Annotated in this window: 23 protein-coding genes and 1 riboswitch; of the genes, 13 read left to right on the forward strand and 10 right to left on the reverse strand. The window is 64.8% G+C overall.

Going from position 1 to position 22,390, the window contains the following annotated elements; translation table 11 throughout:
• Nucleotides 1–82 precede the first annotated feature (82 nt).
• Nucleotides 83–361, reverse strand: coding sequence for a metal-sensitive transcriptional regulator (locus ACTNFK_RS03275; RefSeq protein WP_433646692.1), 279 nt, complete (start codon nucleotides 359–361; stop codon nucleotides 83–85).
• A gap of 102 nt (nucleotides 362–463) precedes the next feature.
• Between ACTNFK_RS03275 and trxA the strand changes: the two genes are divergently transcribed.
• Nucleotides 464–841, forward strand: coding sequence for a thioredoxin (trxA, locus tag ACTNFK_RS03280; RefSeq protein WP_435937255.1), 378 nt, complete (start codon nucleotides 464–466; stop codon nucleotides 839–841).
• Nucleotides 842–913: 72 nt separating this feature from the next.
• Nucleotides 914–1,033, forward strand: a complete 120-nt coding sequence (locus tag ACTNFK_RS13010) for a DUF8730 family Cys-rich protein (protein ID WP_504362686.1) — start codon at nucleotides 914–916, stop codon at nucleotides 1,031–1,033.
• 59 nt (nucleotides 1,034–1,092) lie between these two features.
• On the opposite strand, the gene ACTNFK_RS03285 is transcribed toward ACTNFK_RS13010, so the two are convergent.
• Together ACTNFK_RS03285 and ACTNFK_RS03290 are read right to left on the reverse strand one after the other, a co-directional pair.
• On the reverse strand, nucleotides 1,093–2,043 hold the full coding sequence (locus tag ACTNFK_RS03285) for a diacylglycerol/lipid kinase family protein (protein WP_435937256.1): 951 nt from the start codon (nucleotides 2,041–2,043) through the stop codon (nucleotides 1,093–1,095).
• A gap of 71 nt (nucleotides 2,044–2,114) precedes the next feature.
• A complete protein-coding gene (locus ACTNFK_RS03290) occupies nucleotides 2,115–2,930 on the reverse strand; it encodes a purine-nucleoside phosphorylase (RefSeq protein ID WP_435937257.1) in 816 nt (271 codons plus the stop codon).
• A 65-nt stretch (nucleotides 2,931–2,995) separates the two neighbouring features.
• Here ACTNFK_RS03290 and ACTNFK_RS03295 point away from each other — a divergent pair, with 65 nt between their 5' ends.
• The 4 genes from ACTNFK_RS03295 (at nucleotide 2,996) to ACTNFK_RS03310 (ending at nucleotide 6,284) form a co-directional block, all read left to right on the forward strand.
• Complete coding sequence (locus ACTNFK_RS03295) at nucleotides 2,996–3,766, forward strand: DUF2520 domain-containing protein (protein WP_435937258.1); 771 nt, start codon at nucleotides 2,996–2,998, stop codon at nucleotides 3,764–3,766.
• Entirely contained in the window at nucleotides 3,763–4,629 is an 867-nt protein-coding gene (panC, locus tag ACTNFK_RS03300; protein ID WP_435937259.1) for a pantoate--beta-alanine ligase, read from the forward strand. The genes ACTNFK_RS03295 and panC overlap by 4 nt, the downstream gene beginning before the upstream one ends.
• 61 nt (nucleotides 4,630–4,690) lie before the next feature.
• The gene (gene panB, locus ACTNFK_RS03305) at nucleotides 4,691–5,557 is read left to right on the forward strand and encodes a 3-methyl-2-oxobutanoate hydroxymethyltransferase (protein ID WP_433646686.1); all 867 of its coding nucleotides are present in this window, start codon (nucleotides 4,691–4,693) and stop codon (nucleotides 5,555–5,557) included.
• Nucleotides 5,558–5,663: 106 nt separating this feature from the next.
• A complete protein-coding gene (locus ACTNFK_RS03310) occupies nucleotides 5,664–6,284 on the forward strand; it encodes a class II aldolase/adducin family protein (protein WP_435937260.1) in 621 nt (206 codons plus the stop codon).
• 30 nt (nucleotides 6,285–6,314) lie between these two features.
• Here the strand turns inward: ACTNFK_RS03310 and ACTNFK_RS03315 are convergent, their stop codons facing one another.
• Genes ACTNFK_RS03315 through ACTNFK_RS03325 form a run of 3 tightly spaced genes read right to left on the reverse strand, consistent with a single transcriptional unit; the run spans nucleotide 6,315 to nucleotide 8,918 of the window.
• A complete protein-coding gene (locus ACTNFK_RS03315) occupies nucleotides 6,315–7,007 on the reverse strand; it encodes an NUDIX hydrolase (RefSeq protein WP_435937262.1) in 693 nt (230 codons plus the stop codon).
• Nucleotides 7,008–7,017: 10 nt separating this feature from the next.
• On the reverse strand, nucleotides 7,018–7,296 hold the full coding sequence (locus ACTNFK_RS03320; RefSeq protein ID WP_433646683.1) for a hypothetical protein: 279 nt from the start codon (nucleotides 7,294–7,296) through the stop codon (nucleotides 7,018–7,020).
• A gap of 20 nt (nucleotides 7,297–7,316) precedes the next feature.
• Nucleotides 7,317–8,918, reverse strand: coding sequence for an acyl-CoA carboxylase subunit beta (locus ACTNFK_RS03325; RefSeq protein WP_435937294.1), 1,602 nt, complete (start codon nucleotides 8,916–8,918; stop codon nucleotides 7,317–7,319).
• 61 nt (nucleotides 8,919–8,979) lie between these two features.
• Between ACTNFK_RS03325 and ACTNFK_RS03330 the strand changes: the two genes are divergently transcribed.
• Nucleotides 8,980–9,801 carry a biotin--[acetyl-CoA-carboxylase] ligase gene (locus ACTNFK_RS03330; protein ID WP_435937263.1) on the forward strand — a complete coding sequence of 274 codons (822 nt, stop codon included), beginning with the start codon at nucleotides 8,980–8,982 and terminating at the stop codon, nucleotides 9,799–9,801.
• A 119-nt stretch (nucleotides 9,802–9,920) separates the two neighbouring features.
• On the opposite strand, the gene ACTNFK_RS03335 is transcribed toward ACTNFK_RS03330, so the two are convergent.
• Entirely contained in the window at nucleotides 9,921–11,342 is a 1,422-nt protein-coding gene (locus ACTNFK_RS03335; protein WP_435937264.1) for an APC family permease, read from the reverse strand.
• Between the two features lie 42 nt (nucleotides 11,343–11,384).
• Entirely contained in the window at nucleotides 11,385–13,007 is a 1,623-nt protein-coding gene (locus ACTNFK_RS03340; RefSeq protein WP_435937265.1) for an amidohydrolase, read from the reverse strand.
• A 154-nt stretch (nucleotides 13,008–13,161) separates the two neighbouring features.
• Here ACTNFK_RS03340 and ACTNFK_RS03345 point away from each other — a divergent pair, with 154 nt between their 5' ends.
• Nucleotides 13,162–13,848 (forward strand): TetR/AcrR family transcriptional regulator C-terminal domain-containing protein, encoded by a 687-nt coding sequence (locus ACTNFK_RS03345; RefSeq protein WP_435937266.1) that lies wholly within the window; start codon nucleotides 13,162–13,164, stop codon nucleotides 13,846–13,848.
• A 31-nt stretch (nucleotides 13,849–13,879) separates the two neighbouring features.
• Nucleotides 13,880–15,118 (forward strand): alpha/beta hydrolase family protein, encoded by a 1,239-nt coding sequence (locus ACTNFK_RS03350; protein ID WP_435937267.1) that lies wholly within the window; start codon nucleotides 13,880–13,882, stop codon nucleotides 15,116–15,118.
• Here ACTNFK_RS03350 and purU read toward each other — a convergent pair.
• Nucleotides 15,105–15,983, reverse strand: a complete 879-nt coding sequence (gene purU, locus ACTNFK_RS03355; RefSeq protein ID WP_435937268.1) for a formyltetrahydrofolate deformylase — start codon at nucleotides 15,981–15,983, stop codon at nucleotides 15,105–15,107. The two genes, ACTNFK_RS03350 and purU, sit on opposite strands and share 14 nt — an antisense overlap.
• A 344-nt stretch (nucleotides 15,984–16,327) precedes the next feature.
• Here purU and ACTNFK_RS03360 point away from each other — a divergent pair, with 344 nt between their 5' ends.
• The 4 genes from ACTNFK_RS03360 (at nucleotide 16,328) to ACTNFK_RS03375 (ending at nucleotide 20,513) form a co-directional block, all read left to right on the forward strand.
• Nucleotides 16,328–17,350 (forward strand): hypothetical protein, encoded by a 1,023-nt coding sequence (locus tag ACTNFK_RS03360; RefSeq protein ID WP_435937269.1) that lies wholly within the window; start codon nucleotides 16,328–16,330, stop codon nucleotides 17,348–17,350.
• Nucleotides 17,351–17,441: 91 nt separating this feature from the next.
• A riboswitch (ZMP/ZTP riboswitch) is annotated at nucleotides 17,442–17,527 on the forward strand.
• A gap of 82 nt (nucleotides 17,528–17,609) precedes the next feature.
• Nucleotides 17,610–18,893 carry a serine hydroxymethyltransferase gene (gene glyA / locus ACTNFK_RS03365; RefSeq protein WP_435937270.1) on the forward strand — a complete coding sequence of 428 codons (1,284 nt, stop codon included), beginning with the start codon at nucleotides 17,610–17,612 and terminating at the stop codon, nucleotides 18,891–18,893.
• A 61-nt stretch (nucleotides 18,894–18,954) separates the two neighbouring features.
• Nucleotides 18,955–19,833, forward strand: a complete 879-nt coding sequence (locus tag ACTNFK_RS03370) for a bifunctional methylenetetrahydrofolate dehydrogenase/methenyltetrahydrofolate cyclohydrolase (RefSeq protein WP_435937271.1) — start codon at nucleotides 18,955–18,957, stop codon at nucleotides 19,831–19,833.
• Nucleotides 19,830–20,513, forward strand: coding sequence for a DedA family protein (locus ACTNFK_RS03375; protein ID WP_435937272.1), 684 nt, complete (start codon nucleotides 19,830–19,832; stop codon nucleotides 20,511–20,513). The genes ACTNFK_RS03370 and ACTNFK_RS03375 overlap by 4 nt, the downstream gene beginning before the upstream one ends.
• Here ACTNFK_RS03375 and ACTNFK_RS03380 read toward each other — a convergent pair.
• Nucleotides 20,510–22,363 carry a glycerophosphoryl diester phosphodiesterase membrane domain-containing protein gene (locus tag ACTNFK_RS03380; protein ID WP_435937273.1) on the reverse strand — a complete coding sequence of 618 codons (1,854 nt, stop codon included), beginning with the start codon at nucleotides 22,361–22,363 and terminating at the stop codon, nucleotides 20,510–20,512. The two genes, ACTNFK_RS03375 and ACTNFK_RS03380, sit on opposite strands and share 4 nt — an antisense overlap.
• Between the last annotated feature and the right edge of the window lie 27 nt (nucleotides 22,364–22,390).

The raw sequence follows: 22,390 nt of genomic DNA on the forward strand, positions 1-22,390 counted from the left end.
GTTTGATTGAAACAAACTACCACGCGGCGAAGCGCGGAGACTGGCAGCGCGGCGGCCAGATCACGCGATCCGGGAGGCCGGACTATGCGAGTGACAGGAAGAGCTTCTCGAGTTCGCCAGCGTCAAGTTCGCCTTCTCCGTCCGGGCTCGTGAGGCACTCCTTGAGCGCGGTCGAGACCACCAGGTACCCGGCGCGGTCAAGCGCCTTGGAGACAGCGGAGAGCTGCTGCACGACATCGCGGCACGGTGCATCTCCTTCCACGAGCGAGATAACGGCGGCCAGTTGCCCGTGGGCACGGCGGAGACGATTGGCGATCTTGCGCTGTGCGTCGACCGCTTCTGCTGACTTTTCGGATTCCATGCCCCAATGATACCCCTGCGGGTATCACGCGAGCATCTTCTGGGTTGGTATTACGTTGAGGAGAAGCTTGACGATTTATACCCTGGGGGGTATTCTTAAATTATGACAACCATGAATCTGACACTTGAGAACTTCGAAGAGACGGTTTCCCGGGAGGGCATCGTCATCGTCGATTTCTGGGCCGCCTGGTGCGGCCCATGCCGCGCATTCGCGCCGGTGTTCGAAGCGGCGAGCGAGACGCACGCAGACATCACGTTCGCGAAGGTCGACACCGAAGCGGAACAGCAGCTCGCTGCCGGTTTCCGCATCACCTCAATTCCTACCCTGATGGTGTTCCGAGACGGCATCATCGTCTTTAGCCAGCCAGGCGCGCTTGCGGCACCGCAGCTCGAGCAGGTCATCGCGGGTACCCGTGAGCTCGATATGGAAGACGTGCGTCGCCAGATTGCCGAGCAGCAAACGCAGGAGCAGCCTGCGTAAGAATAGTCGCGTAGGTATACATCACCAGCTCATCACCTCATCCCCATCACCACCCATTCGAAGGAGAACACCATGTGCGCACGAATCACCTGCAGCAGCTGCGGCAAGCCGACCTGGGCCGGTTGCGGCCAGCACGTTGAAGAAGCGCTGGCAGGCGTGCCCGAAGCGGATCGCTGCCACTGCAACGGCTAATTCACATCAGCCGTAACTGAGTCGCCCGGTTCCCAGATCCGGGCGACTCAAGTGCTTGGTCAGCGCATCTGCAGCGCGCCAGGGAGCACCCGTGCGCTGAATCCGGTCACCTCGCCCACTGCTTCTCCGTCAATTTCGAACAGCACCGGCTGAGTGAGCGTCACCCTCGCAGACTTCGCCTGGTGAAGCTGGATGGAGTCCGAGCTCTGCGCTTCTGAATCGTCTCGAAGCATCTTTCGCATGATGCCGTTATCCCAGACAAGATTGCGAAGGGTATCGAGCCAGTCCACGACGCCTTCGGCCCGAAGGAGCATGAGATCGAGAAGCCCGTCGTCGAGAAGTGCGTCGGGAAGAAGAGCCGCGCCACCCTGGAGGGTGCCGCAGTTTGCAATGAGAAGCGTGTGGCCACGGTCAGGAACAGTGTCGCCCTCGTCGGTGCTGATGCTGAGATTCACGGGCTCGCTGTTTTGGAACGCCCTACCCAGCGACTCCACGTAGGCAAGCCACCCGGCGCGTGCCTTGAGCTCGTCGTCAGTCTCGGCGATCATCTGGGCATCGATGCCAAATCCGGCCATGACGGTGAATGCGTGACGCTCACGTCCAGTCTCACGTTCGAGCACCAATTCACCGATGTCGATCGGTCGCGCGCGTCGTTCGAGTATCCGCGCGAATGCCTGCTTCGGGTTGCCCAGCGGAACGTCGAGATTGCGCGCGAAGAGATTGCCGGTGCCGAGCGGAATGATGCCGAACCCGGGACCGTCTGCGTCTGCAGTGAGGCGCTCGACGACCGCACGAACGGTGCCGTCGCCGCCCGCGGCCACAACCACGGTGCACCCTGCGCGGATGGCGTCTCCCGTGGCATCTTGCCCCGGGTTGTCGACCGTCGTCGCGAACCAGAGCACCTCGTCGGGGGTGAAACCCGTCTGGCTCACCGCCTCGGCGAGCGCCGTGTGCAGGTCGTATTCCTCGACCTTTGACGGGTTCCACACCAGTCCTATGACATCGCCCACGCGCAGGTCCCTTCGCCATCACCGCGGAGATGCAGCGGTGTTGCACCGAGCGTAGCGCTCAATGCGGGGTGTTAGCGCAGCTGGTGAATGATTCGAGCCAACATAGCACCGAGACGTTCCGAGGCCGCTCGCCCCACCTCGAGAACTTCGAGGTGGTTCAGGGGTGCCTCCTGGATTCCGGCCGCGGGATTCGTGATGAGCGAAAGCCCCAGCACCTCCATGCCGCTTTGCCGGGCCGCGATTGCCTCCAGCGCGGTCGACATGCCAACGGCATCACCACCGATGAGCTGCAGGTAACGCACCTCAGCCGGGGTTTCGAAGTGCGGGCCGGGAAGCTGTACATACACTCCTTCACCGAGGCTCGGATCCGTGCCCTGCGCGAGTTTCCGAAGCCGCTCTGCGTACAGGTCGGTGAGGTCGATGAATTCGGCACCCTCAATCGGAGATAGCCCGGTGAGGTTGATGTGGTCGCTGATGAGGATTGCCTCGCCCTCGCCCACCTCCGGATCGAGCCCGCCCGCGCCGTTCGTGAGCACCATGATGCGTGCGCCCGCCGCTGCCGCCGCGCGCACCCCGTGCACCACTGCGCGCACCCCATGACCCTCATAGAGGTGCGTGCGGGCACCGATGATCAGCACATGCCGACCGTCCGTGAGTCGGAGTGAGGTCAGCTTGCCTGTGTGGCCGCCGACGGCGGATGCGCGAAACCCGGGTACCTGATCGGCCGGGATCTCGGCGACGATCTCGCCCAGATGGTGAGCGGTCTCGCCCCAGCCACTCCCGAGAGTGAGCGCGATGTCGTGCTGCACCACACCGGTCAGTTCGGCGATGGTGCGGGCCGCCTCTTGGGCAAGGTCATGGGGAGAAAGGAGGGCTGGGTCAGTCATGGCTTCTAGCCTATGCCCGCGCCGAGCAGCGAACGGGGAGACGGCGGCCCGATAGGCTGAGAACCGTGTGCTCCACCGATGAATTGCGTCCCAGCGGGGCCTCTGGGCTGGGAAATGCCCGGGTGAGAGTCGTCGGCGCCGGGCGTGTGGGCACCGCAATTGCCCGGAGTCTGCGCCAACTCGGTATCGAGGTGAGCGGACCTGCGGGCCGTGGCGATCGTGGAGAGAAAGCCGATATCGTCTTGCTCGCGGTGCCAGACTCAGCAATACGTGATGCCGCAAGGCTCATCGCGCCGGGGGCCCTCGTCGGTCACTTTTCTGGAGCCACCGAGCTCTCTCCACTTGCTCCACATGAAGCATTCAGTGTGCACCCGCTCACCAGCGTTGCTGACGCTGCGCACGACTTCCGCGGGGGTTTCGCGGCAATCGACGGAACAACACCCCGAGCCGAGCAAACAGCGAGAGATCTCGCAGACCTGCTCGGAATGCGGTCATTCTGGGTCCGCGATGCGGATCGAGCCGCCTACCACGCGGCCGCATCGATGGCCGCGAACTTCCTCGTCACCATCGAGGGTGCGGCGGAGCAGCTGGCGAAGACCGCCGGCGTGGGCAGGGAAGCCCTCGTTCCGCTCGTGCGCAGCGCGGTGGAGAACTGGGCGGAACGCGGCGCGGCGGAGGCGCTCACCGGGCCGATCGCACGCGGTGACAGTGAGACAGTTGCGCGGCAGCGCCACGCGGTGGCTGAGCGCACGCCGGAGTACCTGGGGTTGTTCGATGCCCTCGCCGCAGCCACCCAGCACTTAGCAGATCCATCGCGAAGCGGAGAAAACGCATGAAGGTTGTTCGTACGGTCGCCGCTCTGCGCGAGGCGCTTGCTGAGACCGGGGCAGAGGGTGTCGGGCTCGTCCCCACAATGGGGGCGCTGCACGAGGGTCACCTCTCGTTGATCCGGGCGGCGCGGCGGGATCACGAGCATGTTGTGGTCTCGATTTTCGTGAACCCTACACAGTTCAACGACGCTGCGGATCTCGAAACCTACCCGCGCGATGAGACGCGTGATGTCGAGCTCGCGGCCTCGGCGGGCGCGAACCTCATATTCGCGCCCGAAGTCGCCGAGATTTATCCCGAAGGCTTCGTGACGACGGTGCGCGTCACGGGACGCATCACCGAGTCGCTCGAGGGGGCGATGCGTGGTAGCGCGCATTTCGACGGCGTCGCTACCGTCGTCGCCAAGCTCCTGATCGCGGCCAATCCCGACTCGGCGTACTTTGGTGCGAAGGATGCGCAACAGGTGGTAGTGGTGCGACGCATGGTTGCCGACCTCGGCATTCCGACGCGGATTGTCAGTTGCCCCACCTCCCGAGAAGAAGGCGGACTTGCCAGATCCAGTCGAAACACTCGCCTGTCGCCTGCGGCACGACTACGTGCGCTCGCCATTCCGAGCGCGCTGCGCGAGATTGAAACGGCGCTGAGTGCGGGTGAGGCCCGCGTCGACCCGCTGCGCAGGCGGGCGCTGACTGTGCTGCGCGCCCAGCACATCGACCCCGAATACCTCGAGATTGTGGATCCTGACGGGCTTGAACCCCTCGATGAAGTGACCGGCCCAGCGCTCTGCGTCATCGCCGCTCAGGTCGAAAACGTACGACTCATCGACAACGTTCTGCTCGTCCCCGTGCCCCCGATCGACGCCGAGCGGTAACCTGGGTGACGTAGCCGGGTGACTCGCCTGGCGTTCGCATCACGTAACCGGAGGTTGCTCAGTGACTCGCCCAAGACTCACGATTCCAGGTCTCTCCGAGATGAAGCTCCGCGGCGAGCAAATCGTCATGGTGACTGCCTACGATTTCCCGAGTGCTCGCATGGCGGATCGAGCGGGCGTCGATGTTGTTCTCGTCGGCGATTCGGGGGCCCAAGTGGTGCTGGGGCGTGATTCAACCGTCGCGATCAGTACCGACGAGATGATTATGCTGTCGGCGGCCGTTCGTCGGGGTATCTCGGAGGCACTACTCCTGTGTGACGTGCCCTTCGGCTCGACCGAACTTTCCGACGCGCAGGCGGTCGAGACCGCGATCCGCTTCGTGAAAGAGGCGGGTGCCGATGCGGTGAAGATCGAGGGGGCGACACCGGAGCGACTCAGCCGCATCCGCGCGATCACGGCGGCGGGAATTCCCGTGGTCGGGCACATTGGTCTCACCCCGCAAACGGCGACCGCACTCGGCGGCTTCCGCGCGCAGGGTCGGACGGTCGAAACGGCGACCCGCTTCGTGACCGAGGCGCTCGCCGTTGAGCAAGCGGGAGCTGTCGCGCTCGTCGCCGAGGCGGTGCCCAGCGACATCGCGTCGCTTGCGACGCCGGAACTGCGCATCCCGGTGATTGGCATCGGTGCGGGTCCTGCCGACGGTCAGGTGCTCGTGTTGCACGACCTGCTCGGCATGACCGAGGGTCACACCGCGAAATTTGTGAAGCAATTCGCCACCATTGGAGATGACATGGTCGCAGGGATCTCGGCGTATGCCGCGGAAGTACGCGGCGGCGTCTTCCCCGCGCCTGAGCACCAGTACCCCGTCGACCCGCAGGTGGTCGAGGCCGCGCGTGCGGCGCTCGCGCAGGCCGCTGCCGAGCGCTAGGCAATACGGCGGGCCCTGGCCGCTTCTGCGTCACCCTACCGGGTGCAAGGATCCACGGTGACGGCAAAGGCATCGAGTCACTCGAGACAGGCAGACAGGAGACGAGATGCGGGCGGAACGGATCCAGCTCATCGACGAGCTGATTGAGGTGGGGCGAGATGCCGTGTCGCGCGGGCTGGTACTTGCCAGCGGCGGCAATCTCTCGGCTCGGCTGTCGGAGGATCGGTTCATTGTCACCGCCTCGGGAACGTGGTTCGATCGCTTGACTCGCGAGGATTTTAGCGAAATGACCCTTTCGGGTGAGGTGACCGGGGGCGCGCCAACACCGTCGAGCGAGTGGCGCCTGCACCAGCGTGCCTACGCCGCACGCCCCGATGCCGAGTGCGTGATTCACCTCCACCCGCACCACGCGGTCGTGCTCGCAAGCCTTGGACACCCCATTCGGCTGCTCACGCTCGACCACGCGCTGTATGTCGGCTCGGTGGGGGTGACGCCCTTCTATCCCAACGGGTCCGATGAGCTGGCAGACTCGGCGGCGGAGCAACTGAGGGAGCACGACTGCGTGATCATGCAGCATCACGGGTGTTCGGTCGTGGGCGACACGGTGCGTGCCACCTACCGTCGTGCCCTCAACCTCGAAGACGCCGCGAAGGCCACCGCGTTGGCGCTGCAGCTGGGGGACACGACGACCACCTTCCCCTCGCGCGCAGACACGACACACGCGTAGCTAGGGCCCGGCCGCGCAATCACCGCGTGATCAGAGCGTGATCGGGAACTCGCGGGAGCGATCCCAGTGCTCGGCCCACCCCACCGCATCAAAAATGTTGGATAACAGCATGCCGGTGAACCCCCACACGATGTGTCCCCCGAACTGGGGCCCGAGCTGAAATCCTTCGCCGCGGAAGGTGTGTGTTCCCCTGCGCAGCACCGAGGTGCCGCGAGCTGCAGGGCGCAAGAGCTCAGCCACCGGAACGCGAAAGACCTCCACAGACTCTGAGTGGTCTGCGACCACCGGGCTCGGCAGATGCCACCACCCGATGACGGGAGTGACGAGGTTGTTGCTCACCCGAACGTGGATCGCGGGCATGGAGCCGATGATCTCGACTCCTGACGGGTCCAACCCGGTCTCCTCCGCGGCCTCTCGCAGCGCGGTCTCTGCAAGGTTCGCGTCGCCCGGATCGACCCCTCCTCCCGGAAACGCGATCTGCCCCGGGTGATGTCTCATGTGGTCTGCGCGCCGCGTCAGTAGCACGTCAAGTTCGGTCGATACGGCGAGCTCGCCGTTGGGCCTGGCGGGCACGTCGTCGAGCGGGCCGAACAAGACGAGCACCGCCGAGTGTCGAAGTTCACGGCGCAGGGTGGTGGTGGTCTGCGGCGAAATGCCGTGATCGAACCCCTTCGCGAGCGCGGCAGCGAGCTGACGCCGTGCCTCGTCCGCCGTATTCGCCATGCGTTCCAGACTAGCCTTCGATGAGGAGGTCCCCGATGCCCTCGGGCACGCGTTGGGACCTGACCCAGGGCTGAATCTCGCGTCGTTCCACGCGCTTCATCAGTTCTGTTTCCTCAGCACGCACCCGAGTGAGGACAGTGATGACCGCGGCTTGTTCTTCGTCGCTGAGATGGCGCGTCGCAAATCGGAAATCGTCACCACGAATTGCGCCATCGCCGTCACCGGAGCCGTCGCGCTTTGCGGCATCACGCGCGGCGGCATCTGGCGGGAGCGGGGGTGTTGCATTCACGTTTCGCCTCGATCCACCCGCTATAGCGGGATGTTTCCGTGCTTCTTGGCCGGCTGCTCTGCGCGCTTGCCACGCAGGCCCCGCAGCGCTTTGATGACGGCCAGACGGGTCCCCGCGGGTTCGAGCACGTTGTCGAGCTCCCCACGCTCGGCGGCGAGGAAGGGGCTGGTGACATCGGCGTTGTACTGCGCAGTGAGTTCGGCCCGGAGGGCCTCGACATCGCGTCCCTCGGCCTCGGCCGCGGCGAGTTCTTTGCGGTACAGGATGTTGACCGCGCCAGCGCCCCCCATCACTGCGATCTCGGCCGTGGGCCAGGCTATGTTGAAATCAGCGCCCATTTCCTTCGACCCCATCACGATGTACGCGCCGCCGTAGGCCTTGCGCGTGATGATGGTGACGAGCGGCACGGTTGCCTCGGCGTAGGCATACAGCAGCTTGGCACCGCGGCGGATCACCCCCTGGAACTCCTGATCGGTGCCGGGCAGGTAGCCGGGCACATCGACGAGGGTGAGGATCGGGATCGAGAACGCGTCGCAGAAGCGCACGAAGCGGGCGGCCTTCTCGCTCGCGTCGATGTTCAGCGTGCCCGCCATCTGGTTGGGCTGGTTGGCGACGATGCCGACGGTGCGGCCCTCAACCCGGCCAAAGCCGATCAGCATGTTTGGCGCGAAGAGCGGTTGCACCTCAAGGAAATCGCCCGAGTCGAGGATCGCCTCGATGATCGTCACTATGTCGTATGGCTGGTTCGGGCTGTCCGGGATGATCGTGTTCAGGCGCCGATCGGCATCGGTGATCTGCAGCGCCGTGTCGCTGTCATAGATCGGCGACTCGGCGAGGTTGTTGTCGGGAAGGTAGCTGATGAGCGCGCGCGCGTAGTCGAGGGCATCGAGCTCGTCGCTTGCGAGGTAGTGCGAGACACCGCTCGTCTTGTTATGGGTGAGCGCCCCGCCAAGTTCCTCGAAGCCCACCTCCTCGCCGGTGACGGTCTTGATCACGTCGGGCCCGGTGACGAACATGTGGCTCGTCTTATCGACCATGATGACGAAATCGGTGAGCGCGGGGGAGTAGACCGCGCCGCCCGCGGATGGGCCCATAACGATCGAAATCTGCGGAATGACACCCGAGGCCATCGTGTTGCGGCGGAAGATCTTCGCGTAGTTCGAGAGCGAGACCACGCCCTCCTGAATTCGGGCGCCGCCCGAGTCGAGAATGCCGAGAATCGGCGCGCCCGTCTTCAGCGCGTATTCCATGGCCTTTACGATCTTCTCGCCGGCTACCTCGCCCAGCGATCCACCAAACGTCGTGAAGTCTTGCGAGTAGACGACCACCTGGCGCCCGTGAATCGTGCCGGCACCGGTCACGACCGCATCGCCCACCGGGCGATTTGCGTCCATGCCGAAGGCCGTGCTGCGGTGTTTCACGAACTTGTCGAATTCGACAAACGATCCAGGATCGACGAGCGCTGCGATACGTTCGCGCGCGGTCATCTTGCCGCGGGGATGCTGCTTGGCGGCGGCCGCGGCATCGCGGTCTCCGACGGCCTCCTGATACTTGCGGCGGTGATCGGCGATCTTCGCCGCGGTCGACGGAGCGTTCGATGTCTCTGATGTCACGGATGCCAGCCTAGCGCGCCGCGCATGCCGCGGGTCGTAGGTAATCGCCAAAGAAGTAGGCTGATTCATCATGGAACTCACCAATACCCGCCGCGTCGTGCCGCGCGCCATCTGGATGGACAGCGCACCATCGACCAACGCAGCGCTGCGCGAGGCCGTGCGCAGCGAAGAACTTCCACACGGCACGCTTCTGGCGACCGCCGATCAAACCGCGGGTCGGGGGCGCCTCAGTCGCGAGTGGATCACCCCGCCCGGCACCGCGCTCGCCATCTCGGTGCTGATTCGTACCTTCGGCGCGCGTGGCCTGGGTGTGAGCTGGCTGCCGTTGCTCGCAGGATCCGCGGTCACCGCGGCGCTGCAGCCGCTCTTCCCCGAGGGCCTGCGTGTCGGCGTCAAGTGGCCCAACGACGTACACGTGCGGGACGAGGATGATGCCGAGGCCGGGCGACCCGGGCTAAAGCTGTGCGGGGTGCTGTGCGAAATGCTGCCCGACGGATCCGTCATCGTGGGGATGGGCGTGAACCTCCTCATCCCCGAGTGGGAGCTCCCCACCGACCGCGCCACCTCGGTGCTCGCCGCGGGCGGCAACGTGGGGGGTGCCGAGACGGTCGCCGATCCACTGGGTGAAGAACTCGCTGACCGGGTCATCGCCGCGCTCGCCGAAGAACTGTTGCGCCTCGCCGCGCTCGCCGCAGATCAGCCGCAGGCCGCTCGCGCGCTGGTGCTGCGGCACTCACTCACCCTGGGCAGCGAGGTGCGCGTGCACCTGCCCGGCGACGAGGTGGTTGACGGCCGGGCTCGTGGCCTCGCCGATGACGGGTCTCTGCTGGTGGATCTTCCCACCGGTGGGCAGCTGACCGTCAGCGCGGGTGACGTCGAACACCTGCGCTAGCGTCGCGTCGGCCCAGTCTCGCGCCAGGCGAACGACCGCGAGAGGTCAAAATATGCTCGGAACTGGGCTGCCTGCCCGCATATTCTGACCTCTCGAGGACAGGGTGGCGCGAGCCTCTTTTAGGCGCGGTCGCCGAGAAGCGGGTATTTCTCCCCGAGTGCGTCGATCTGCTCGGTGCTGGGCTCGCCCTCGGAGAAGTCCATCTTTGGCACCGGACGCTTGAAACCGCCGGTGACGATTGCGATGATCCCGGCGCCGATGGCCAGCCAAATTGCCCCGACAAGCCAGGTTGCTGGCTGGAGTGAAGTCCACAGCCAAATGGTGAGCGCGAACCCAATGACCGGGGGCACACCGTAGGCCAGGACGGCGCGCACGGTGAGCGGCTGCCGGCGACCGCCCTTCGGGAAAAGGTAGGTGCGAATGACCGACAGATTGACCATCGCGAAAGCTGCGAGTGCGCCGAAGCTGATCATGAAAGCCACCGCTTCGAGACTGAGGAAGAGCGCCGACAGCGCGAACACGGAGACAGTCACCGCGGCGACGATCGGCGTGCCAAAGCGACGCCCAAGCCTCGCAAGCGGCTTCGGGAGCATGCCGTCTCGACCCATCGCGTAGAGGATTCGCGAGACCGACACCTGGCCGGTCATACCTGAGCCGAATGCCCCGACCACGTAGATCGCGACGAAGAACGCAGTGAACGTTTCGCCTCCGAGCACGTCCATCACCGTGACACCTGCGGCCTCGATCTCGCCGGCGGAGAGCGTCGACCATTCCGGTTGGAACGCAAGGCCACCGGCCCAGGCAACGAGAATGAAGAGAAGCCCACCGGTCAGGGTGGAGAGGATGATCGCGCGAGGAATGTCCTTGCGGGGGTTCTTCGCCTCTTCCGACAGGGTTGAGACCGCATCGAAGCCGAGGAACGAAAGCGCGAGGATGGCCGCACCCGAGGCGATGGCACCGATGCCCCCCTCGCCGAAGGTGAAGGGCTCGATCAAGCTCACCGCGGTGTCACCGCCGAATGCCGTCTTGAACGCGAGCGCAACGAACACCACAACGAGGAGCACCGAGAGCCCGATGATGGCGAAGTTCAGTTTGTTCACCAGCGTGATGCCGAGGATGTTGAACAGCAGCACCAGCAGGAGCGCGACAAGGGTGAACACCCACACCGGAATTGCGGGGAACTGTGTGTTCAGATAGATCCCGATCAGCATGAAGTTGATCATCGGGATGAACAGGTAATCGAGCAGCATCACCCAACCGGTGAGGAAGCCCGCCGCACCCCCGAACGATTGCTGCGTGTAGGTGTATGCCGATCCCGCAACCGGATAGCGACGGACCATCGCCGCGTAGCTCGCCGCGGTGAACAGCATCGCGACAACCGCGAGGGTGTAGGCAGCGGGAAGGTGACCGTCGGTCACCTGGTTCACGATGCCATACGTGGTGAAGACCGTGATGACGGTCATGTAGGTCACCCCGAACAGGGTGAGTCCGGTGAGACCGAGCGCCCGCTTCAGTCGGGGTGGTTCGGTGGGGTGTGACACGTGTACTCCTGAGTGCGGATGGTGGGTGGGGACAGGGTGAAATTAGGAACCGAAGGTGCGCTCTCCGGCGAGCCAGGTGCCGAGCACCTGAATCTCGGGCACCGAGTGCGGGTCGATCGACAGCGGATCAGCCGAAAGCCAGACGAGGTCAGCGACCATGCCGGTTTCGAGCGTGCCGCGGTCGGTGACAAGTGCCTGCCGGGCGATGCCCGAGGTGTAGGCGGCGAGCGCTTGCCCGGGCGTGATGCGCTCGCTGGGGAGCCACGGGGCGGACTCTGGCTCGAGATGGCTGTGCCGCGTCACCGCGGTTGCGAACGCTGGGCGCCAGTCTTTGGTCGTCACCGGCCAATCGCTGCCGAAAGTGACCGTCGCGCCACTCCGAAGCACCGTGCCAATGAGGTACTGCCATCCCTCGCGGTCGTGACCGAGGTGCGGGATCGTGAGGTCGCGCATCACCGCATCGCACTGGGCCCAGTACGGCTCGAAGTTCGCAATGACGCCGATCTTCGCGAATCGCTGCGCGTCTCCCGGGGCGAGCACCGCGACGTGCGCGATGACGTGAGCCCGCTCCCGCGCCGGGTTCCGCGCCGCGGTGGCTTCAAGCGCGTCGAGCGCCAGCCGGTTTGCGGCATCGCCGATCGCGTGCAAATGCAGCTGGAACCCCGCTGCATCGAACGCGAGCGCCGCGGCGGTCAGCTCGGCTTCGCTCCAGTTGGGCAGGCCGCGCTCGTTCGGGCGATCCGCGTACGGATCCAGCATCGCGGCGGTGTGGCTTTCGATCACCCCGTCAAGGAAAAACTTGATCGTTTCGGCGCTCAGGCGGTCATGCCCCAGTGAACGGATCTCGTCGCGGAGACCCACGAACTCAGCGATCTGCTCCTTCCAACGCGCGGGGTCGGCGCGGAACGCGAGATTCACTCGGGTGTGGAGCCGCTGCTGTGCCGCGGCGGCACGGTAGGTCTCGACATCCTGCGGATCCACCCAGGCATCTTGCACCCAGGTGGTGCCGTGTGCGGCGTACTCCCGCGTGGCCTGTTCAAGCGCTGCGACGCGCTGCTCAGTCGAGAACGGAGGGACGACGTGGGCGAGGAAATCGTTGGCGGCACTCTCCTGCAGGGTGCCCAGCGGGCTGCCGTCGTCGCGCCGCGGAATGCGACCCAGCGCGGGGTCAGGTGTGTTTGCCGTGATGCCACCCGCGGCGAGCGCAGCCGAATTTACCCACGCGGTGTGATAATCCCATGCGCGCAGGATCGTGGGGGTGTCGCCGGTCACTTCGTCGAGCCAGCGTGCGTCGAACAGGCCTTCGGTGGCAAACGTGGCGTCATAGCTGCCGCCGACGATCCACCCTGCGTCGGGGTGTTCGCGTTTCCACGTGGCGACCGCCGCGAGGATCCCCGCGAGGTCGGACGCGTCACGAATCTGGGGCCCGGTGGCCTCGAGGCCGCCGAGCACCGGGTGGGCGTGTCCGTCTCCCATGGCGGGGGCGAGGAGGCCTCCCGCGAGATCGATCACCTTGGACCCGTGCGATGCTGCGAGCTCGACCGCAGCATCGCCCTCTGCGACGACGCGGCCTTCGGCGATGGCCAGTGCCCGCGAGGTGATGACGTGCCCGTGACGGTCGGGGTCGATGATGACGGTTCCGCCGGTGAAAACAGTGATGGACACGAGCGCAGCTCCGTTCCCGGCAGCAGCGCCGGATCGGCGGTCAGGGTCGACCGGAATAAATGAACAGTGTTCGTTAGTGTAGAGCGCATCGACGGACATCGCGAGTTAGCGACACTCAAGTGCGCTAGGTTCGTGACACAAAGGAGGGTGAGTGATGACCGCACCGGCGCGTCGCAGCGGCAGGCCCCGCGAGTCGGTGCTGACGCGCGAACTCATCATGAACACGGCCTTGCGCCTGCTCGACGAGCGTGGGGAACAGGGGGCCGGGATCCGAGAAATCGCCCGTGAGCTGGGTGTGCGGCCCTCCGCGCTCTATAACCACGTGCGAGGGCAAGATGACATTATCGGCGGCGTGCGTGAGCTGGTAAGCGACCGGATCGATACCAGTGGATTTGGCGTGCTCCCGTGGAACGAGGCACTCCACCGCTGGGCAGTTTCGTATCGCAACGCGTTCGCGGCGCATCCACCGACGATTGCGCTGCTCGCGGTGCGACCACTCGAGCCGGGCTTGCGCACGAACCACATGTACGACGAGGTCTGTGAGGGACTGACCGAGGCGGGCTGGCCGATTGAGCGCGTGCTGACCGTCATCGTGAGCCTCGAGTCATTCGTGCTCGGTGCTGCGCTCGACGAGGCCGCCCCCGACGACATGTTGGATCCCGGGGAGGGCGCTGGGCTGCCCCATTTTCGCGCAGCATATGTCGCGCGTGCGCAGAATCTCGAGACCCGTGGCATCAGCGCTTCAGAACTCGCGTTTCACACCGGTCTTGAGACGATGCTCGCGGGCCTCAGCACGGAATTTACCGGTTTGGTCGCAGCGAAAACTCCGATGGTGGGCTGACAGCAGCCCGCTGGGTCGCTACTCTGACCCTATGAACGCCCCGGGGCTGCGCCTGTTTGTCGACGACCTGCACGATCAATTTGGCCGCTGGCCGCTCGCATATTCGAGTGCGGGCGGGCCCGAACTCGCTGAGGTGCTCGCCATCGGCGAGCGGGTGGGCGAGGGCAACGATGCGGACTTCGCGCGCGCGTTTCGGCAGGCGGGTGAGGCGAACGTCGCGCGGGCGGCCGAGGCTGCATCGGCCGGCCATTGGCACACCGCGTCGGATCTCTATCTGCGGGCCAGCGCGCTGTTCGGCACCGCACTGCATCCCCTGTACGGTGCTCCGGTGGATCCACTGTTGCTTGAGATCTTCGAGCGTCAGAGTGAGGCATTCGCCCGGGGCCTCGAGCTCCTTCGAGCGCCCGCGATTCCACTCGCGATTCAATGTGATGGAGTCACGCTGCCCGGATACCTAATCCCGGCGCAACACAAGACTCCAGGAACGGTGCGCCCACTCATTATCTTCACGAACGGATACGACGCGACGATGCCCGACGTGTACTTCGCTTCGGCCGTCGCTGCCACGCGGCGCGGGTATCACGCGCTGCTGTTTGACGGGCCAGGGCAGGGCGCGGTGCTCTACCAGCAGGGCGTGCCGATGCGACCCGACTGGGAGACTGTGGTGAGCGCAGTGATCGATGTCGTCGAGCAACTGCCCATAGTGGATCCCCGCCGCATCGTGATCAGCGGCTGGAGCCTGGGTGGGTACCTTGCGCCTCGCGCGGCCTCCGGCGAGCATCGGCTTGCCGCGTGCATTGCAGATCCCGGGCAGTGGGATCTCGGAGCGTCCGTGGCGAGCTTCGCGCGAACGCTGGGCGCGTCGCCAGAACAGGTGGACGACCTCTCGCTGCTGAGTGACGAATTTCTGGAAGGTATGCAGGAGGTGATCGAGTCGGACCCGCGTCTGCGCTGGAGCATCGTGCGGCGCGGCTTCTGGGTGAACGGTGTGGACTCGCTGCGGGATTTCATCGAGGTCACCCGCACCTACTCACTGGTTGGGCGGGAGGCGGACATCCGTTGCCCGACGCTGATTACCCTCGCAGAGGCGGATCCACTCGCGGCGAGCGCCGAGGCGCTCTATGCGCAGTTGACGTGTGAGAAAACGCTGATGCGTTTCACCGCGGAAGAAGCCGCCGCCGACCACTGCGAGATGGGGAATCGAAGCTTGCTCAACACTCGAGTGCTCGATTGGCTCGACGGGGTATTCGCCGAACCTACCGGAAAATAATCGTGCGATCTCCGTCGAGCAGCAGGCGATTCTCGGCGAACCAGGTCACCGCGCGGCGCAGGGTCCGGGCTTCCTCATCCTGACCAAGCTGCTGTAGGCGCTCGGGCGTGTAGGAGTGATCGACGCGAGCCACATCTTGTTCGATGATGGGGCCCTCATCGAGGTCTGTGGTCACGAAGTGTGCGGTCGCGCCGATGAGCTTCACGCCGCGCGCGTGCGCCTGGCGGTACGGGTTTGCACCCTTGAAACCGGGAAGGAATGAGTGGTGAATATTGATGGCCCGACCCTTGAGCGCCGCACACAGCTCGGGGGAGAGGATCTGCATGTATCGCGCGAGCACCACCAGTTCGATCTGCTGTTCTTCGACGATCTCAAGTACTCGCGCCTCGAAGGCCGCCTTCGCCTCGGGCCCGTCCACCACCCGGTGCTCGAACGGAACGCCGTAGAAATCGGCGATGTCTCGCACCGTCTCATGATTCGACAGTATGAGCGGCACCTCGATCGGGAGCTGACCCGTGCGCTGCCGGTACAGCAGGTCGTTTACGCAGTGCGTCGCGGTGCTCGCAAGCAACAGCGTGCGCGTGGGGCGTCCCACCGTGTCGAGACGCCAGGTCATGTTGTACCGGGCGGTGACCGACGTGAGGGCGTCGGAGAAGCGCTGCTCGAAGGTCTCCGGCTGCGCGACGGCTTCCACCTGCAGGCGCATGAAGAAGCGGCCGGTGTCATCGCTCGCGAACTGCTGACTCTCGGCGATGTTTCCGCCAGCGGCAACCACCGCTCCGCTAATTGCGTGAACAATTCCGGGTCCGTCGATGCAGCTCAGGGTGAGCACCCACTGGGTGCCTGTGGTGGCGGTGGCGTTCATCCCACCAACGTTAGTGGATCACTCCAGGCGCGCTGGTTTCGATGAGGCCGCCCTGCCCGCCCCTGCCTGACCCGCCCGCCCCTGCCTGACCCGCCCGGTCAAGGTGCGCTGTTCACCTCAGGGTGCCCTATTCGCGCAAACAAGGCTCCCTGGGCTGAAGAAGGGTGAGTGAGTTAACCAAACCCGGTTTCGCATGTGGATCGCGAGTTCGCTGGAACCCTGAGCGCCGGGTGCAGGTTTCTCGCTCCCAACTCTGGGAAACCCGGGTATCACCTGACTTATCCAGAGGCTTCCGGAAGCAGGTATGTGGTGGGCCGCCGGCCCGCACCATCAAAGGTATGGAAATGAGACGTAAGCTCAGTGAGCTCGGATCGCAGCTTCGCAGTAGAGCCCAGATCCTCGCACTGGGAACCTCGGCACGCGAGCTGGAACAAGCTGTGTCCTCGGGCAAACTCAGACGCCTGCGACGCGGGTGGTACGCGGACGGCGAGGTATGGCGAATACTGCATGCCGAAGATCGCCACCTCATGCGAGTTGTGGCGGCCGCGAGGGCAGCTGTTCGACAGCCAGTGTTCTCCCACGTTTCGGCGGCAGCACTGCATGGGCTGCCGCTCTACCGGCACGAAGGAACTCGCGTACATACGATCGGCCCGACTCCCGCCTTCGCACGCAGTTCGACTCGGGTTCTTCAACACGCGGCCGTGATCGATGAGGCCGAGGTGCAGGTCATAGGTCCACTCAGGTTCACCTGCCTGGAACGGACGGTGATCGATGTTGCGCGGACTGAATCTCCCGAGCTGTCGGTTGCGTGTGCTGATGCAGCCGCTCGCCTCGCCGGAGAGGGCAGCGAGACTCGCCAACAGTGGATCGCCTCACTCAGGCAGCGACTTGTATCCCAGCCGGGCTTACCGGGCAACGCCGCCGCTCGACTGGCACTCGGGCACGCTGATGGGAGCGCTGACTCAGTGCTCGAGAGCGTCAGTCGACTGTACTTGCAGCTGCTTGGGTTTGAGGTGCGCAGCCAGGTTGAGGTTCCATCGCCAAACGGTGCCCCATTTCGCGTGGATTTTGAGCTCGTCGGGTGCGATGTGTTTGGCGAGGTGGACGGCATGGTCAAGTACTCCGACGACGGGATTCTCCGTGGCCGAAGCCCACATCAGGTTGTGATCGACGAGAAGAGGCGCGAGGACTGGATTCGTGGCACTACGGGCAAGCGGATCATCCGCTGGGGCGCATCAGATCTGGTCTCGCTTGAGACCTTCGCTAGGCTCCTGAGGTCTTACGGGGTTCTGCCGCCACTCGTGCCACCGCGCCCGCGCAGTTCCGGGAGCCTTGTTCACCTCAAGGGGTCGAATTCTCGCAATTAGGGGCCCTTGAGGTGAACAACGGTGGATCAGATCCCCCGTTCGGGAGCGCACCCACAAGCAACGTGGATCACTCCGGGCGCGCTGGTAGGATGGACACCGTCGTGACTGGCGAAAAAGTGGAGTACCACTGGGGAACGACACCTCCATACCTAATGGCCGCTCGCCTGGGCCGCATGAACCGCGAGACGAACACACCGTGTTCCGACAGGTTCGTGAAAACGGTGCACACTGCGCCGAGGAACATATTCGAGGAGTAGCTATGTCGAACCAGTCCGCATTTTTTAACGAGCCCATCGAGGTCGTGGATCCCGAGATCGCCGAGGTGCTCAAGAATGAGCTGAACCGCCAGCGCACCACGCTCGAGATGATCGCGAGCGAGAACTTCGTACCACGCGCGGTGCTTGAAGCCCAGGGGTCAGTGCTCACCAACAAGTACGCCGAAGGCTACCCGGGCCGTCGGTACTACGGTGGGTGCGAGTTCGTTGACGTGGCCGAAGAGCTCGCTCGCGAGCGTGCCAAGAGCCTGTTCGGAGCGGCCTACGCGAACGTGCAGCCACACTCGGGCGCATCGGCGAACGCGGCCGTGCTGTCGGCGATTGCCGAGCCGGGCGACACGATCCTCGGCCTCGAGCTCGCCCACGGCGGGCACCTCACCCACGGCATGAAGCTCAATTTCTCGGGCAAGCTCTACAAGGTGGCTTCGTACGGGGTGGATCCCGAGACGTTCCTCGTTGACATGGATGTGGTGCGGCAGCAGGCGCTCGAGCACAAGCCCAAAGTCATTATCGCGGGGTGGTCTGCTTACCCGCGCACCCTTGATTTCGCGGCATTCCGCGCGATCGCTGACGAGGTGGGCGCCACGCTCTGGGTTGATATGGCGCACTTCGCCGGCCTGGTCGCCGCTGGCCTGCACCCCAACCCGGTGCCGCACGCGCACGTCGTCTCCTCGACCGTGCACAAGACAATTGGCGGCCCGCGATCGGGCTTCATTTTGACCAACGACCTCGAGATGCACAAGAAGCTCAACTCGAACGTGTTCCCCGGCCAGCAGGGCGGGCCCCTCATGCACGTGATCGCGGCGAAGGCGACTGCGTTCAAGCTCGCCGCGACCGACGAGTTCAAGGATCGCCAGGTCCGCACACTCTCCGGCGCAAAACTGCTTTCCACGGCACTCACGAGCGACGCATCGAAGGCTGCGGGCGTTGACGTGCTCACCGGCGGCACCGATGTGCACCTCGTGCTCGCAGACCTGCGCACGAGCGAGCTCGACGGGCAGCAGGCGGAGGATGCGCTGCACGCGGTCGGCATCACGGTGAACCGCAACTCGGTGCCGTTTGACCCGCGCCCGCCGATGGTTACGAGCGGCCTGCGCATTGGTACCCCCGCGCTGGCCACCCGTGGCTTTGGCGATACCGAGTTTGCCGAGGTCGCCGACATCATTGCGCTCACCCTGCAGCAGGCGGGCGATCTCGAGGCGTTGAAGGCTCGCGTCACAGCACTCGCCGATGCGTTCCCCCTATACCCCGGTCTCGAGAAGTGGTAGCAGGCAGTCACCATTCGCGCGCGCAGATGATCGCAGGATCGACACTTCGGGGAGCAACCGCATGACCGCACAAAAACTCGACGGCACAGCTGCGGCCGCAGCAATCAAGAGAGAGCTCGCGGATCGCGTGGCGGCCTTGGCTGCACGAGGTATCGTGCCCGGACTCGCAACAGTGCTCGTCGGGAGCGACCCCGGATCCCAGTGGTACGTGGCTGGGAAGCATCGAGATTGCGCAGAGGTGGGCATCGCGTCGATCAAGCGCGAGCTGCCGGAGTCGGTCACGCAGGAGGAACTCGAGACGGTGCTCGACGATCTGAACGCTGACCCTGAGTGCACCGGATACATCGTGCAGTTGCCGTTGCCGAAGCACATTGACACCGACCGCATCCTTGAGAAGATCGACCCCGATAAGGATGCCGATGGGCTGCACCCGACGAATCTCGGGCGGCTCGTGCTGAACGCGAATGCGCCGATTAGCTCGCCGTTGCCGTGCACTCCGCGTGGCGTGATCGAGCTGGTCGAACGCAATGGGCTGTCGTGGGCGGGGAAGCACGTTGTGGTGGTCGGTCGGGGTATTACGGTGGGTCGGCTCATTGGCCCGCTCCTCACCCGCCGAGAGTACAACGCGACGGTCACCCTGACGCACACGGGCACGGTGGATCTGGGGGCCGAGCTGCGTCGCGCCGATGTGATCGTCGCTGCCGCTGGAGTCGAAGGCATCGTGCGCGCCGAAGACGTGAAGCCGGGCGCGATTGTGCTGGACGTGGGTGTCTCACGCAAGACCGACCCCGAAACTGGCAAGAGCCGCGTCGTCGGTGATGTTGATCCCGGTGTTGCCGATGTCGCAGGGTATATCTCACCGAATCCCGGCGGGGTGGGACCCATGACTCGAGCGCTGCTGCTCAAGAACGTCGTCGAAATGGCGGAGCGAGCCGTATGACATTGGCGCATTCGGTGCTCGCGCAAGCCTCGGGCGCGCCCGAGTACGACGGGGTCATCGGCTGGGTCCTCAGCCTGATGGACACCCTGGGCGAGGTCGGGGTGGGCCTGGCGGTTCTCCTCGAAACCTTCATTCCTCCGATCCCCTCCGAGGCGGTGCTCCCCGGTGCTGGATTCCTCGCCTACGAGGGCCGGATGAGCTTCTGGCTCGCGTGGGCGATGGCCACCACCGGCGCGCTCGTCGGCGCGATCATTTGGTACTACATCGGTGCCGCATTCGGTCGCGCGCGCACGCGCTGGCTAGTCGGCAAAGTGCCGCTCATGGAACACGAGGACTTCGATCGCGCTGAGGCGTTCTTTCAGCGCTGGGGCGGTGTCGCAGTGCTCGTGGGCCGCTGCGTGCCGCTCGTGCGCTCGTTCATCTCCATTCCCGCCGGCATCGAGCGCATGCATTTCCTGAAGTTCGTGCTTTACACGTTCATCGGTTCGGGCCTCTGGAATGGCCTGTGGATCGGCCTCGGCTACGCCTTCGGCCCCGCGATCCGTCCGATTCTCGAGCAGTGGAGCGGTCTCCTCTCTGACATCATCGTGATCGTCATCCTCGCGCTGCTGATGTGGTTCGTGGTGGCCAGGCTGATCCGCAACCTGCGTCGCAAGCGCCAATCCGCTGAAGCGAGCTAGAACACCACGACAAAACGGGTCAGCGCGTCAATGAGCGTGTCCGCGAGGCCCGTCTCGTCACGCATTTCGCTGCGGGCACCCAGCGCACGGTCGGGGTGATCGGTGATGATCCCGTCGACATCGCGGCGGAGTAACTCCCGCATCCCGGTGTCTTCATTTACCGTCCACACCATGAACCCCAGCCCGGCCCGCTCCGCGTCATCCTGCATCTCTTGGGTGGCCGACCACTCCTCGACCACGATGAAATCTGCAGGGGTGTCGGGCACACCGAGGCCGGCGAATGCCATGGTGTAGCCCACGGTCAGGTCGGGGCGGAGCTGCTTTAATTTCGCGACGCTCGGTGCGTCGAGCGAGTGATAGATGTGGTTCTCGAGGGAGCCGATTTCTTCGAGCTCGGCAATGAGTCGCTCCACGTGGTCATCGGTGTCGCCGCCTCCGAGCTTGATCTCGACGAGGAGCGGTATGCCCAGTTCGTCCGCGCGTGTGACGTAGTCGCGGAAGCTGGGAATGGTGCCCGCGTGCCCCTCGAGGTTATGCACCGTGATGCTCGTCAGCTCATCGAATGTCAGATCCTTCACCGCCGAGTCGATGTCGGCGAGGCGAGACAACCCAGCATCGTGCATCGCGATGAACTGGCCGTCTTTCGACTGCATGACATCCATCTCGACGAGGTCGGCACCCGCCAAAGCCGCGGCCTCAAGCCCGCCGATGGTGTTCTCAACTCCGCCATCACTGAAACCGCGATGCGCGAGCACGAAGGTATCCGGTTGGCTCGCGAGCCGGTGCATGGTGTCAATCGCGAGTGCGCTGAGAATGAGGGCAAGCACGACGGAGCCCGCGGTGAGCACGAGCCGCGGCACGCGGGAGGTGAGGCGAGGAGACTGCGCGACCGAGAGCGGGCGGAGGGGCAGGCGCGCCGGGAGGCGATCCACATATCTGTGCAGAAAAGCGACCAGCACTGCGCCCAGAAAGGCGGTGATGAGGGCAGTGAGGAGCATGCCCACGACCTGCGCGATGCCCAGGCTGAACGCGGCGACCAGGGGAGAGGCATCGGGGGCAACTTCGTCGGTGATCGCGGTGGGGAGGATCGCGCCAATCGCGAGTGCGAGGGCGGCGATGCCCGAGATGGCGAGCACCGTGACCACCGCGCCGATGAGCGGGAGGATCGCCCGCCCACGCGTGAGCCGCCAGCTTGCGGCGAGTGCCCTTCCGCCGGTGGCGTCGGTGAGTGCGAATACCGGCAAGGTCAGAGCGAGTCGCACGTTGAGGAAGGCGAGGATGAGCATGAAGATCGTCAGTGCCACGGCCGAGCTCTGACTCTTCATTAGTTCGCCGGTGATGAACGAGGGAATTGAGATGCCCTGGGCGAAGGCCGTGGTGAAGCCGAAACCCGTGAGCGGGAGTACGACGAACAGGTACCCGAGGAGCGGAAATGACGAGGGGCGCACCAGTTTGCGGGCGAACTGCCGGAGATCAGTGAGGAGGTCTCTCGCGGTGAGGGGTAGTCCGAGGCTTGCGCGCCTGAGCAACACGACGAGCACGGCAAACTGGAGTGAGACGAGCCACAGCGCAAGCGCGCAGATGATCACAATGAGTCCGAGCGTCACAACCGTACCGCCGCCGATGCGGAGTGCAGCCAGATCGAGGGCGCGCATTCCGCTCGCTCTGAGCGCCTCACGGAAGAGCCAACTGATCAGCGGGAAGGCGAGAAGGAGCGTCGCCAGGTGAAACGCGAGCATGACGCCGAGCAGACGTGATCCGCCCGCCCGTACCGCGTGGAGGCCGTCGCGCAGAAGCCCTCTCCAAGTCGCCCACCCGCCGGGGTGCTCCGCAGCCTGTAAGCTCGCCATTCGATCCCTCATTCTCTACGGTTCGCG

The organism is Leucobacter fengyongliangi (genome assembly GCF_052386045.1).